The sequence below is a fragment of the Arthrobacter sp. 'calajunan' genome (assembly GCF_046940185.1).
Taxonomy (GTDB): domain Bacteria; phylum Actinomycetota; class Actinomycetes; order Actinomycetales; family Micrococcaceae; genus Glutamicibacter; species Glutamicibacter soli.
On record NZ_JBKZDY010000005.1, the window covers coordinates 312,867 to 326,205 of the forward strand.

13 protein-coding genes are annotated in these 13,339 nt (G+C 64.5%); 6 read left to right on the forward strand and 7 right to left on the reverse strand.

The window, feature by feature from the left end:
* Entirely contained in the window at nucleotides 1-1,224 is a 1,224-nt protein-coding gene (locus tag RF641_RS10665; protein WP_113607470.1) for a thiolase family protein, read from the reverse strand.
* A gap of 337 nt (nucleotides 1,225-1,561) precedes the next feature.
* Here RF641_RS10665 and RF641_RS10670 point away from each other — a divergent pair, with 337 nt between their 5' ends.
* From RF641_RS10670 to RF641_RS10685, 4 genes are all read left to right on the forward strand, one after another.
* Nucleotides 1,562-2,992 (forward strand): MFS transporter, encoded by a 1,431-nt coding sequence (locus RF641_RS10670; RefSeq protein WP_053798583.1) that lies wholly within the window; start codon nucleotides 1,562-1,564, stop codon nucleotides 2,990-2,992.
* 143 nt (nucleotides 2,993-3,135) lie between these two features.
* Entirely contained in the window at nucleotides 3,136-4,098 is a 963-nt protein-coding gene (locus RF641_RS10675) for a 1,4-dihydroxy-2-naphthoyl-CoA synthase (RefSeq protein ID WP_424573135.1), read from the forward strand.
* Between the two features lie 53 nt (nucleotides 4,099-4,151).
* Nucleotides 4,152-5,279, forward strand: coding sequence for an AMP-binding protein (locus RF641_RS10680; RefSeq protein ID WP_424573136.1), 1,128 nt, complete (start codon nucleotides 4,152-4,154; stop codon nucleotides 5,277-5,279).
* A gap of 78 nt (nucleotides 5,280-5,357) precedes the next feature.
* Nucleotides 5,358-6,245 (forward strand): 1,4-dihydroxy-2-naphthoate polyprenyltransferase, encoded by an 888-nt coding sequence (locus tag RF641_RS10685; protein ID WP_120989102.1) that lies wholly within the window; start codon nucleotides 5,358-5,360, stop codon nucleotides 6,243-6,245.
* Between the two features lie 89 nt (nucleotides 6,246-6,334).
* Here the strand turns inward: RF641_RS10685 and RF641_RS10690 are convergent, their stop codons facing one another.
* Complete coding sequence (locus RF641_RS10690) at nucleotides 6,335-6,625, reverse strand: DUF4229 domain-containing protein (RefSeq protein ID WP_047119807.1); 291 nt, start codon at nucleotides 6,623-6,625, stop codon at nucleotides 6,335-6,337.
* A 78-nt stretch (nucleotides 6,626-6,703) separates the two neighbouring features.
* On the opposite strand from RF641_RS10690, the gene RF641_RS10695 reads away from it, so the two are divergent.
* Nucleotides 6,704-7,129 carry a PLD nuclease N-terminal domain-containing protein gene (locus tag RF641_RS10695; RefSeq protein WP_424573137.1) on the forward strand — a complete coding sequence of 142 codons (426 nt, stop codon included), beginning with the start codon at nucleotides 6,704-6,706 and terminating at the stop codon, nucleotides 7,127-7,129.
* 362 nt (nucleotides 7,130-7,491) lie between these two features.
* Here the strand turns inward: RF641_RS10695 and ccsB are convergent, their stop codons facing one another.
* The 5 genes from ccsB to RF641_RS10720 are packed head-to-tail and all read right to left on the reverse strand — an operon-like array spanning nucleotide 7,492 to nucleotide 12,230.
* Nucleotides 7,492-8,553, reverse strand: a complete 1,062-nt coding sequence (ccsB, locus tag RF641_RS10700; RefSeq protein ID WP_047119808.1) for a c-type cytochrome biogenesis protein CcsB — start codon at nucleotides 8,551-8,553, stop codon at nucleotides 7,492-7,494.
* Nucleotides 8,546-10,174, reverse strand: a complete 1,629-nt coding sequence (resB, locus tag RF641_RS10705) for a cytochrome c biogenesis protein ResB (RefSeq protein ID WP_047119809.1) — start codon at nucleotides 10,172-10,174, stop codon at nucleotides 8,546-8,548. Before resB ends, ccsB begins: the two co-directional genes overlap by 8 nt.
* Nucleotides 10,174-10,929 (reverse strand): cytochrome c biogenesis CcdA family protein, encoded by a 756-nt coding sequence (locus RF641_RS10710; protein ID WP_047119810.1) that lies wholly within the window; start codon nucleotides 10,927-10,929, stop codon nucleotides 10,174-10,176. The genes resB and RF641_RS10710 overlap by 1 nt, the downstream gene beginning before the upstream one ends.
* 8 nt (nucleotides 10,930-10,937) lie before the next feature.
* Nucleotides 10,938-11,561, reverse strand: a complete 624-nt coding sequence (locus RF641_RS10715; RefSeq protein WP_183043073.1) for a TlpA family protein disulfide reductase — start codon at nucleotides 11,559-11,561, stop codon at nucleotides 10,938-10,940.
* A gap of 6 nt (nucleotides 11,562-11,567) precedes the next feature.
* Nucleotides 11,568-12,230, reverse strand: coding sequence for a histidine phosphatase family protein (locus tag RF641_RS10720; protein WP_053798587.1), 663 nt, complete (start codon nucleotides 12,228-12,230; stop codon nucleotides 11,568-11,570).
* Nucleotides 12,231-12,447: 217 nt separating this feature from the next.
* Here RF641_RS10720 and RF641_RS10725 point away from each other — a divergent pair, with 217 nt between their 5' ends.
* A complete protein-coding gene (locus RF641_RS10725; RefSeq protein ID WP_424573138.1) occupies nucleotides 12,448-13,221 on the forward strand; it encodes a hypothetical protein in 774 nt (257 codons plus the stop codon).
* Nucleotides 13,222-13,339: the final 118 nt, after the last annotated feature.

Genomic DNA, 13,339 nt, shown 5'->3' on the forward strand with positions numbered 1-13,339 from the left:
TTAGACGCCCTCCACCAGCAGGGCGGTGCCCTGGCCGACTCCCACGCACATGGTGGCCACGCCGAGCTTGCGCTCGGCTCCGGCCAGTTCGCGCTCCATGCGGCCCAGCAGGGTGATCACGATGCGCGAGCCCGAGGAGCCCAGCGGGTGGCCCAGGGCGATGGCGCCGCCGTCGCGGTTCACGATGGACGGGTCCACGCCCAGCTCGTTCATGCTGGCCAGCGACTGGCTGGCGAAGGCCTCGTTGATTTCCATGGCGCCGATGTCCGAGATGGACAGGCCCGCGCGGGAAAGCACCTTGTTGGTGGCCGGGACCGGGCCCATGCCCATGATCTCCTGTGCCAGGCCGGCGGCCTGGCCGTCGACGATGCGGGCGCGCGGGGTCAGCCCGTACTTCTGGATGGCACGTTCGGAAACCACCAGGATGGCCGAAGCGCCGTCGTTCAGGGTCGAGGCGTTGCCGGCGGTGACCACCGAGCCGCCCTTGACGACCGGGCGCAGACCGGCCAGCACCTCGGCGGTGGTGCCCGGGCGCGGGCCCTCGTCGGTGTCCACGATCGTGTCGCTCTTGCGGCCCTTGACGGTCACCGGGACGATCTCGTCCTTGAAGCGTCCGGCCTCGATGGCGGCGATGGACTTGGCGTGCGATTCCACGGCGAACTGGTCGGCGTCCTCGCGGGAGATGTTGTAGACGCGGGCGACTTCCTCGGCCGTCTCCGGCATGGAGTAGGTGGCCTTGCCGTCGCGGGAAAGCTCCCCGGACAGGAAGGCGGGGTTGGTGAAGCGCCAGCCGATGGAGGTGTCGAAGGTGGCGCCCGGCTTGGCGAAGGCCTTGGCAGGCTTCTCCATGACCCATGGGGCGCGGGACATGGATTCCACGCCGCCGGCTACCACGATGTCCGCGGCGCCGGACTTGACCATGTGGCTTGCCATGGTGATGGCGCTCATGCCAGAGGCGCATAGGCGGTTCACGGTGATGCCCGGAACCGTGTTCGGCAGGCCGGCCAGCAGCCATGCCATGCGGGCCACGTTGCGGTTTTCTTCGCCGGCGCCGTTGGCGTTGCCGAAGATGACTTCGTCAACCAGCTCCGGATCGATGCCTGCGTCGTCGATGACGCGGCGGATCGTCAACGCCGCTAGGTCGTCCGGACGCACGCTGCTCAGCGCTCCGCCGTACCGTCCAACTGGGGTACGTGCTCCGCCTACGAGAAATGCCTCGGCCATGATTGCTCCTTGCGACAAAAAGTAGTGATGCTCAGCACTCTAACTTACCGACCATTCGTTCAATAATACAAGCTCGGCTCGACACAAACTGTACGTGAAACCCGCGGCTGTTTAGGAGCTCCGTCTGTTGATCACGTGATACCCGATCGAATATGTCCGTGGGGAGTTCCAATGAATTCCATGTCAAACATTGAATTTCGATTGATGACGGCGTAGCCTCGGTCACTTGACCGACTCCGGGCCTGCCCGGATCGTGGACCGTAACCGGGACGGCAAAGTTTTCCATTGCCAGCCCGGGCATCCGGTCGACGGAAAGCTGAGACGCATCGGAGCAGTTGTGCAACCGGAAAACAGCCAACCACAAGACAATTCGAATACCGCCTCCTTCTCCCCGGACCTGACCCAGGACATCGGCCCGGACATGTCCACCGTGGAAGGCCGGCAGGAAGTCCGCAAGGCCACCGCCGCCTCGGCCATGGGCAACATGACCGAATGGTTCGACTACGGCGTCTACGCGGTCGCCGTCACTTATATCACCGCCCATTTCTTCCCCACCGAGGGCGGCACCGTGATGGCGCTGGCCACCTTCGCCCTGTCCTTCCTGGTTCGCCCCTTGGGCGGATTCGTCTGGGGCCCGCTGGGCGACAAGCTCGGACGCAAGAAGATCCTGGCCCTGACGATCCTCATGATGTCCGGCGCGACGTTCCTGATCGGCGTGCTGCCGACCTATCAAATGGTCGGCGTGCTGGCCCCGGTGCTGCTGGTGCTGCTGCGCATGATCCAGGGCTTCTCCACCGGCGGCGAATACGGCGGCGCGGCGACCTTCATGGCCGAATACGCCCCTGACCGCAAACGCGGATTCTTCGGCTCCTTCCTTGAATTCGGCACCCTGGGCGGTTTCGCGCTGGGTACCGCGGTCATGCTGTTCCTGCAGCTGGGCCTTGGCGAGGAAGCCATGATGGCCTACGGCTGGCGCATCCCGTTCTTCCTGGCGCTTCCCATGGGCCTGATCGGCCTGTACCTGCGAAGCAAGCTGGAGGACACCCCGGTCTTCCAGGAGCTGGAGGAATCCGGCGAAAACCAGCAGGGCGGCTCGCTGAAGGAACTGCTCACCACCTACTGGCGCCCCATCCTGACCATGGGCGGACTGGTCATCGCGCTGAACGTCGTGAACTACACGTTGCTCAGCTACATGCCGACCTACCTGGAAACCCAGCTGGGCCTGGATTCCACCGCTTCGCTGGCGACCATCCTGATCGGCGAGGTGGCCATGATGGCGGTCATCCCCTTCGCCGGATCGCTCTCTGACAAGATCGGGCGAAAACCCATGTGGTACACCTCGGTGATCGGATTGTTCGTCCTGGCGCTGCCGATGTTCTGGCTCATGGGCCAGTCCTTCGCCTGGGCCATCGTGGGCTTCGCGGTGCTGGGCCTGCTCTACATCCCGCAGCTGGCCACCATCACCGCGACGTTCCCGGCGATGTTCCCCTCGCATGTGCGCTTCGCCGGCTTCGCCATCACCTACAACGTGGCCACCGCGATCTTCGGCGGCACCGCGGCCATGGTCAACGAGGCGGCCATCAACTCCACCGGCTTCCTGCTGTTCCCCGCCGTGTACATGATGGCCTCCTGCGTGATCGGCGTGATCGCCGTCAAGTTCATGCCGGAGACCGCCGGCGCCTCGCTGCGTGGCACCGAGATCCCTGATGCCCACGACACCGGCATCCTGGCCACGGTCCCTCCGGCGGGCGACAGCCCGCGTTCCTAGCGCCTGAGCCAATGTCCCGGCCACGGCGGCGGTGCTTCCCATTGGGGAAGCGCCGCCGCCGTTGTTTGCGCCGAACGGGCAACAAAGCCGGCCCGGCGGTCGAAGTGCTGAAGAACGCGCGGCAAACGGCTAGCATTTACAGGGTGAGTAGCCAGAATAATTCCGCATTGCCCCGCAAGGTTTCCGATATCTTCGACCCGACCCGGTGGCGGGTCATCGAGGGATTCGACTTCACCGACATCACCTACCACCGCCAGGTCGAGCGCGACGCCTCCGGTGCGATCCTGCGCGACCTGCCCACCGTGCGCATCGCCTTCGACCGGCCCGAGGTGCGCAACGCGTTCCGCCCGCATACCGTGGACGAGCTCTACCGCGCCATGGACCACGCGCGCATGACCGGGGACGTGGCCACCGTGCTGCTCACCGGCAACGGCCCCTCCCCCAAGGACGGCGGCCACGCCTTCTGCTCGGGCGGCGACCAGCGCATCCGCGGGCGCGACGGCTACCGCTACGCCGAGGGCGAGACCCGCGAGACCATCGACCCGGCCCGCGCCGGCCGCCTGCACATCCTGGAGGTGCAGCGCCTGATGCGCACCATGCCAAAGGTCGTGGTGTGCGTGGTCAACGGCTGGGCCGCCGGCGGAGGGCACTCGCTGCACGTGGTCTCCGATCTGACCATCGCCTCCAAGCAGCACGGCAAGTTCAAGCAGACCGACGCGACCGTGGGCTCCTTCGACGCCGGCTACGGCTCGGCGCTGCTGGCCCGCCAGGTCGGGCAGAAGACCGCCCGCGAAATCTTCTTCCTGGCCCGCGAGTACTCGGCCGAGGACATGGTGCGCATGGGCGCTGTCAACGAGTCGGTGGAGCATGAGCGCCTCGAGGAAGTGGCCCTGGAATACGCGGCGGACATCGCCGCCCAGTCCCCGCAGGCCATCCGCATGCTCAAGTTCGCCTTCAACCTGGCCGACGACGGCCTGGCCGGCCAGCAGGTCTTCGCCGGCGAGGCCACCCGCATGGCCTACATGACCGACGAAGCGGTGGAGGGGCGCGACGCGTTCCTGGGCAAGCGCGACCCTGACTGGTCCAACTACCCGTACTACTTCTAGCCGCGCACCGCACCACCACCGATCCACCCATCGACCCGAGCTAGGAGACGGCTTTGGACGCACCCCATCTGGCACTGTTGGAGGCGCTGGCCGCCGTCGTGAACGAGGACGGCCCGGCCGTGGAGGTCGTGGTGGATCCCGGCGCCCCGGAGGGCTGGGTCCTGAACCGGCTGGATCGCTCCGAGCTCGCGGGCTTCGAGGAGCCGATGGTGGTGGTGCGCACCTCCGGGTCCACCGGGCGCGCCAAGCGCACGGTGCTCAGCGTCTCGGCGATGGCCTCCAGCGCGCAGGCCACCGCCGAGTTCCTGGGCTTCGAGGGCCAGTGGCTGCTGGCCCTGCCGGTGCACTACGTCGCCGGGCTCAGCGTGCTCACCCGCTCGCTGTTCGCCGGAACCAAGCCGGTTCTCATGAAGCAGAACGGCAGCTTCTCCGCCGAGGAGTTCACCGCGGCGGCCGAGCAGATGGTGGACACCCGCCGGCTGACCTCGCTGGTCCCCACCCAGCTGGCCCGGCTGCTGGACCACCCCAGCGAGCGGACCGTCGCCGCGCTCAAGCGCTTCGACGCGATCCTGCTGGGCGGGGCGCGCGCCAGCAAGGACCTGCTGGCCAGCGCCCGGCACCACGGGCTGAAGATCTTCCAGACCTACGGCTCGGCGGAGACCTCCGGCGGCCTGGTCTACAACGGCACCGCCCTGCCCGGGGTGAAGCTGCGCGAGCAGGACGGGCGCATCCTGGTTTCCGGCCCCATGCTGGCCGACGGCTACGCCAACGACCCGCAGGCCACCGCCGAGCACTTCGTGGAGCACGACGGGCAGCGCTGGTACCTGACCGACGACCTGGGCAGCGTGGACGGCTCCCGGCTGCGCATCGCCGGACGCATCGACGACGTGATCAACACCGGAGGCGTGAAACTCTCCGCGGCGAAGATCGAGGGACTGCTGGAGGAGTTCTTCACCCAGGCGCTCGTGGTAGCAGTTCCGGACGCGCAGTGGGGCCAGGCCGTGGGGCTTGCCTACTCCGGGCCCACCCGGACCGAGGACGCCTTCGAAGCGGTGCGCCGCACCCTGGGCAAGGAAGCGGTGCCGAAATACGTGCTGCACTACCCGCAGGGGCTGCCGTTGCTGGCCAACGGCAAGTTCGACCGCCGGCTGGTCGTGACCCGGCTGGCCGAGGCCCGCTAGCCGCCCGATTCGCCTTGCCCGCCGATTCGCGGGAAACTAGAGGGTACGGATTTTTGTGTTCGCCCGAAAGGACTGAAAGTGGCCACACTTTCCCAATGGGTTGCCGGCGCGCGCCTGCGCACCCTTCCCATCGTCATTGCCCCGGTCGTCATCGGAACCGCCGCAGCAGTGGGCGAAACCGGTCTCTTCCACTGGTTCCGCTTCCTTTTGGCGCTGTGCGTCGGGCTGCTGCTGCAGATCGGCGTGAACTATTCCAACGACTACTCGGACGGCATCCGCGGCACGGACGACGAGCGCGTCGGGCCGCTGCGCTTGACCGGCTCGAAGCTGACCGATCCGAAGAACGTGCGCAACGCCGCGTTCACCTGCTTCGGCCTGGCCGCCGTGCTGGGCCTGGTCCTGGTGATCCTCTCCCAAGCCTGGCCGCTGCTGCTGATCGGCGTGGCGGCGATCTTCGCCGCCTGGGGCTACACCGGCGGCAAGAACCCCTACGGCTACCGCGGCTGGGGCGATGTCTACGTGTTCATCTTCTTCGGCCTGGTGGCCACCTTGGGCACCACCTTCACCCAGAGCGGCACGTTGACCCTGACGGCGCTGCTCGGCGCGGTGGGCACCGGCCTGATCGGCTGCGCGCTGCTGATGGCCAACAACGTGCGCGACATCCCCACGGACACCGAGGTTGGCAAGATCACCCTCGCCGTGCGCCTGGGCGAGCACAACGCCCGGCTGAGCTACGTGCTGATGCTCGCCGTGGCGATCCTGCTGCCGCTGCTGGTCACCGGAACCTTCCCGTGGATGTGGCTGATCCTGGTCACGTTCCTGCCGGCGGTGGCCCCGAGCCTGACCATGCTGCGCCAGGCCGAGCTGTCCAAGCTGGTCATCGTGCTCAAGCAGACCGGCATCGTGAACATGGTCTATGCGGTGCTCTTCGCCGGCGCCATCCTGGTCCCCATGTGGCTGCGCTGAGCCCGGCACACCACGCTTAAAACCCAACGCCCCCTCCGCCAGCATGCTGGCGGATGGGGCGTTGGGTTTCCCGGCGGTCAGGTACCGGGTTACGCGCTGGGATCCTGCGGGCGGCGCTGGGATTCGTCGTAGGAATCCTCGGCGGCCTCGTCCGCCAGCTGCTTTTCGGACTTGCTGGCGGTCGTCTTGTTGAACGCCTTGCCCACGTCCTGGTTCGCACGCAGGCGCAGGTCATTGAAGAACAGGTAGGACACCGCGAAGGCGATGGCCAGGCCCACGAGGCCCGCCACAAAAATCGGCCATTTCAGGCCCCACCAGAGGCCAAGGAAAACGACCAGGAAAATTCCCAGTCGAAGCACGGTATATTTCAGAAGCTGCATAGCTTAAAGTCTACCGATGAACCTGTGAAGAGAGTTTGCCGATGAACCAGCGGGGAAAATAGTCACTAGACTGGAGTCATGGTCCGCTTCATTATTTTCGCCGCATTGATTTCGGTAGCGCTGATGATCTACACGGTCATCGAATGCGCTCGGTCCGAGGCACATCAGGTGCGCTCGCTGCCCAAGGCTGCCTGGTTTGCAGTGATCGTCTTCCTTCCGCTAATCGGAGCCGCTTTGTGGTTCACCCTGGGCCGCCCGCTGAGTGCCGAGACGAGCACCGCCCAAACCTCGCGGGCCCCGGACGATGACGAGGACTTCCTGCGCCAGCTGGAGGTGTGGCGCCGCCAGCAGCAGCGTGATGCCGAGCTGACCGCACGTGAGGAAGAGCTCAAGCGCCGCGAGGCAGATCAGCAAAAGAACCAATCCACGGAGCGTCCTTCCAAGGAAACCAAGGACCACAAGAACAAGTCCGACGGAAACGGCACCGCCGCTCCCGAAAGCTAGCGGAAAACGCTGCACAACCTGCAGCCGACAGCCCTTCAACCCTCGCCAGATCACAGCTGGCGGGGGTTGTGTTTTGCCTTGGCCAGGGCGGGCCGGACAATGCGCTCCGTGCCCCGTGCTCAAAGCTTCAATGGGCCACGGAGGGAAAGCCTTCGCTCCGGTTCGCGCCAGCGGGCATGCGGCAGTTGGATTGCTGGCGCTCCCGCGGATCCGCAGACAGCGTCCTGGAGCTTCCAGAGGCCCTGTCCAACGCATGTCAGGCTCTGGGAAGCCGTGGAAGCCCCGTCAAGGCGCATAAAACAGGGATCCGGCGGCCCACCAGTTGGCAGGTCGCCGGATCCCTGTTGACGCTTCTGCGCTGTTTAGACGCCGGCGTAGGAGTGCAGGCCGTTGAAGAAGATGTTCACGATGGTGAAGTTGAAGACCACGCACAGGAAGCCGATGATCGACAGCCATGCAGAGCGCGGGCCGGTCCAGCCGCCGGTGGCGCGGGCGTGCAGGTAGCCTGCGTAGACAACCCAGATCACGAACGACCAGACTTCTTTCGGGTCCCAGCCCCAGTAGCGGCCCCAGGCGGCTTCAGCCCAGATCGCTCCGGCGATCACGGTGAAGGTCCACATGGCGAAGCCGATGGTGTTCAGGCGGTAGGCGAAGTTCTCCAGCGCGCCGGCGCCCGGCACCACGCGCATGAACGGCATCTTGTCCGGCTGGCCGTCGGCAATGCGCTTCATGCGGGAGTGCTGCATCAGCTGCAGGACGTTCATGGCGAAGCTGATGGCGAACAGGGCCGAGGCGAAGACCGCGATGGACACGTGGATGACGATCCACGGCGACTGCAGGGCAGGCACCAAGTGGCCGACCGGGGTCGGGAAGCCGATGGTGGCGCCGCAGAGCATCAGGGTCACCAGACCCGAGATAAACGCACCCATGAAACGCAGGTCCTTGAAGAACAGCGCGACGAGGTACACTACGGAAACCACCAGCGCGCCGGTGGACATGAACTCGTACATGTTGCCCCACGGCACGCGGTTCGCGGCGAACGCGCGGGCGAAGACGGCGAAGCCGTGCAGCGCGACGGCCAGGCACATCAGGACCACGGCGATGCGTGCCATCTTGCGGTTCGACGAGAGCTTGGTGTACTCCATCTTGTCGGTCACGATGTGCTCGCCGACGTTGTCCGCGCGGACCTCCTGGCCACGGCGGCCGCGGGCCGGACGGGTCACCGCGCCGGCGGAGACCAGGAGCTTCTCGTCTTCCTTCAGCGCCGCGGCGTCCATCTCGCTGATGGACTTGTTGGTCTTGGCCAGATCCAGCGCGAAGAAGATGAAGACGACCATGTAGACCATGGCTGCCAGCAGCATGAACAGCTGGCTGTAAACGCCCAGCGTTTCATTGATTGGCTCAAGTGCAGCGTTGCTACCCATTTACGGCTCCTAGGTCCTGTTCCTGGCTTGCCAGCGGCCAAGCCTTGTCAAAGATTTTCTGCAATTCATCGGATTCACGTTCAAGCCTCGGATCCTCGCCACGGGCCAAGAGCGCGTATTCGATACTACGCCTGCCGTCCTCGTTGCGGAGCTTCACCCAGACGCGGCGGCGCGGAGTGAACATCGAGATGATCAAGCCCAGCAGCGCCAAGCCGGAGAAGATCGCGATCGGCATCTTGCCCGGATCGTAGTTCACGTCCAGGGCAATATAGCGCTTGAGGTCGTCGAAGGTGATGCTGCCCATGTTGTTGGGCAGCTCGTAGGTGTCTCCCGCACCGAGCACGATGCCGCCGGCATCGAGATTTCGGTTGTTCAGCTCCGTCATCTTTTCGGTGTCCAGCACGTACACGTTCTGCGGCTCGCCCGAGTCAAGTCCCAGGTCGCCGTAGTAGGAGTTCAGCTGGAGCTGCGGGTTGATGGCGTTCGGGTCTCCGGAGAATGCCACGTTGTCCTCGCCGACCAGGGCGGTCGGCAGCAGGAAGCCCTGGAAGCCCAGCTGCTCGGGCTTGGCGTCGGGGACCTTGATGACCATCAGCGAGGTGTATACGGAGTCCTGAGGGACGGCTACCAGCGGGCCCGAGTAGGACACGTTGCCGTCGCCGTCGCGCACGGTGACCACCGGCGCATAGCCGTTGCCCACGAGATAGACGTCCGCGCCGTCGATGCGCAGCGGGTGGTTGACCTTCAGCTCCTGCTTGACCGGTTCGGCGTCGGGATTCTCGCGGACTTGGACATGCGCGGTGAAGTCCAGCGGCTGGCCGAAGTAGTCCTTCGAATCGCGGTCGAAGATGATGTCGAACTTGTCCAGCTTCACCGAGTAGCCTTGGAGGTCGTCGGCGGAGAAATTGCTGCCGGGGCTGAAGGAGTCGTAGGAGACCAGCGAGTTCACGAAGGTCTCGCCTTCGACAACCACGCGCTGGCCTCCGTAGCCGTAGGCCTGGCCGAGGCCGGCGGACGCGAGGATGCCCAGCAGCGAGATGTGGAAGAGCAGGTTGCCGATCTCACGGGTGTAGCCGCGTTCGGCGGCGACCGAGCGGCCGGTCGCGTCTTCACGGCGTTCCACGCGGTAGCCGCGCTTCTTCAGGATCTTGTAGGCGTCGTCGATCAGCTCGTCGTCGGTAGGCGTATCCGGCTGGCCCTCCATGACGTCCATGGAATGGTACTGCGGCAGCCGCTGCAGCCGGGCAGGGGTGCGCGGAGGCGGGGTGCGCAGGGCCTTGGCATGCTTCTTGATGCGCGGGGTGATGCAGCCGACCAGCGAGATGAACAGCAAGATGTAGATGGCTGAGAACCAGGCCGAGGAGTACACCTCGAACATCTGGAAGCGGTCAAGCCACGGGCCGGCTACCGGGTGCTGGTCCAGGTACTGTGCGACGAGTTCGGGGTTGACCGAACGCTGGGGGAAAATCGATCCCGGCACGGCGGCGACCGCCAGCATCAGCAACAGGAACAGCGCCGTCGGCATCGACGTCAGCTGCGTCCAAATCCACCGCAGGGATCCGACAAGGCCAAGGGCCGGGGCGTCGCCCCGGTTCTTGGCCTTCTGCTTGTTCTTCGCCATTAGATTGGCAACCTCACTTCATTGGCAAACCAGTTTTGCAGTTCAGTTACCCAGGTGCCCCACAGGCCGGTAACCATAACAAGACCCAATAGAATCAGGAGTCCACCGCCCAGCCGCATGATCAGCAGCTGGTGGCGGCGGAAGAAGTTCAACGCCTGCATGCCGCGCTGCAGACCCAGCGCGATCAGGATGAACGGCAGCCCCAGGCCCAGGCAGTAGAACGCGGTCAGCAGCGTTCCGCGCCCGACGTTCGCATCCACGCCGGTGGACATGATCAGCACGGCGCTCAGGGTCGGGCCGATGCACGGAGCCCAGCCCAGCCCGAAGGTCAGGCCCAGCACCGGTGCGCCCCACAGGCCTGCCGGCGGCTTCCGGTGGATCTTGCGGTCGCGTTGCATGAAGGAGAATCCGCCCATGAACACGACGCCCATGAACATCACCACCAGACCCAGGACCTGGGTGACCCAGCCGCCGTTGAAGCGAAGCCATGCGGTCGCTTGGCTGAACAGCACTCCCACGGCAATGAACACCACCGAGAAGCCCAAGACGAACAGCAGCACGCCTGCCAGCACGCGTCCGCGGCGGTGGTCCTTTAGATCGGCGCCGGTCAGTCCGGTGACATAGCCCAGGTACCCGGGCACCAGCGGAAGCACGCAGGGCGAAAGGAAGGAGACCAGTCCGGCCAGCAGCGCTACCGGCGCAGCCAGCAGCAGCGAACCGTCCAGAACGATGTCCGCGAATGGATTAGAGGTCAATGCTCAGCTCACAACTCTTCGGTCAGAGCGGTGCCGATCAGCGATTTCAGGGTGCTCGGCTCGACGGCCCCGATGACGCGGGCACGGACCCGGCCCTTGCGGTCCAGGATCAGCGTGGACGGGACGGCCTGCAATGGGACGTACTTGGTCATGGCCAGCTGGATGTCGCCGCTGGTGTCCTGGACTGATTCGTACGGGATCTCGAAGGTGCGTTCGAAAGCCTTGGCAGCTTCCGCTTCGTCTCGGACGTTGACGCCGAGGAAATTGACCTTGCCCTTGAATTCCTCGGCCAGTTCCTTTAGGTGAGGTGCTTCGATACGGCATGGTGCGCACGCGGCGTACCAGAAGTTCAAGACCACCGGCTGGCCCTGCCAGTCAGCGGTAGCCACCGCAGTTCCCTGATAGGTCTTGGCTTCGATTTTCACTGGATCCGTGCGCAGGTCAGGGGTGTATTCCTGCACTGCCCCGTCGCCTGCGATGTAGTTCTTGCCGTCGCCGCTGTTGGCCTGAGCGGTGAGATTATCCTCCTTGGCCGAACACGCCGCCAACGGCACCACAGCCGCCGCCACTATCAACGTACGCAACATGGTGCGCCGAGACAGCGGACGAGAATTCTGCACGGGATCAATCATTTTGCTTCAGGCTCCAGGGATGTTTGCCGCGCCCGCAAGAAGCTCGGGGCTCGGTTCGGTGTAACGCACGGAGAGGATGTCATCTCCATCGAATTCAAAGCTGGTAATTGAGGTCAGCGTGCACTCGCGCTTGCGCGGATCGTGCCACAGCGGCTTGCCTTCGGCGGCGCGCCGGGTGACCCAGATGGGAAGCTGGTGGCTGACAATCACGATTTCGACACCGTCGCCGTGCTCTTCGAGCGCGGCCTTGCGGTGGAAGTCCATGGCCTCGCGCATGCGGGCGACCTGCTCGACGTAGGGTTCGCCCCAGGACGGCTTGAGGGGGTTGACCAGCAGCGGCCAGTAGCGAGGGCTCTTCAGATGTTGCGCGACCTTGGACAGTCCCTGCAGTTGGTTGTCTGCCTCGATGACCCGGTCATCGGTGAGAATCGGCAGCTCCAGCGCCTGCGCCGTGGGGGCTGCGGTCTGCTGGGCCCGGACTAGTGGCGAGGCGACGATCCGGACGATGTTTCCACCGGAGGCCTGGTGCTTGGCGAAGTAGTCGCCGGCCCCATCGGCCATCTTGAATCCCAGCTCTGACAGGCCGAAACCGGGGATTCGTCCATAAAGAACGCGATCCGGGTTGAAAACTTCCCCGTGGCGCAGCAAATGAACAGTCGAGATTGGCATGTTTCCAGTGTCTCAAAGAATCAACCTAAAAGATGAATAATGTGCTCACCGTCAACGATTCACAGGGCTTGCATGGGAATCGCAAATGGAAAACCATCCTTTCGGATGGGGTGTATCACAAAGCTCGGCGACTAGTCTTGAGAGTACGAGAATGCACACGGAATCAGGCATGTGGAACCTTCGTGATTTCCTGCCGGTTCAACCTTTGAGGACACAGATGAGCAACTACGATCCGAACCAGCCGGGCCAGCCCTACGACCCCAATTCCGGGTCCAACGCTTCGAACCCGAATCCCTATGGACAAAACCCCTACGGCCAGAACCAGCCAGGCGGGAATCCCTATGGCCAGAACCCGTACGGGCAGCCGCAATCCCCTGCGCCGTCGTTCGACCCCTACGGCCAGCAACAGGGAGGCTACACGCCGGTCCAGCCTCCGGCGCAGCGTCCCAAGACCCTGCAGTGGGCCTTCTTGCTGATCCTGCTCTCGGGAATCGTCAATGCCATTGCCACCTGGTTCATGTTCAATTCGAACATGTTCGCCAACATGATCACCTCGCAGTGGTCGCTGTTGCAGGAGCAGATGCAGAACGACCTGCAGGCGAATCCGCAGTTGGCCGATGACCCGTTCCTCGAGCAGATGCTCAGCAGCCCCGAAGCATTCATGGCCGAGTTCAACTCCGTGATGTCCGGCTTCATGATCACCTCCGCTGTCGTCAGCATTGCCCTGTACTTCCTGGTGGGCTTCTTCGTGGGCCGCGGCGTGAGCGCCATGCGCATCATCGCCACCGTGCTGGCAGTGCTTTCGCTGCTGGGACTGTCGATGTCCATTGCCACGGTGTCCATGTTCGGTGATGCCCAGGCAGGCTTGCTGAACGCGCTGATCGTGCTGGCAGTCGGTCTCGGCGTAGCCGGCGTGGTCTTCTCCTGGTTGCGTCCATCCTCGGAATACATCGTTGCCCGACGCATGTCGCGTCGGGCCGGCTACCGCTAAAAGCGGCAGCGCAGACAACGCAGAGGCGGCCTGAACCCGGAAGGGTTCAGGCCCGTATCTTATTAAAATAAAAACCTGACCCCCACCAGGAGATATTATAAATATAGTTGTGGCGGGT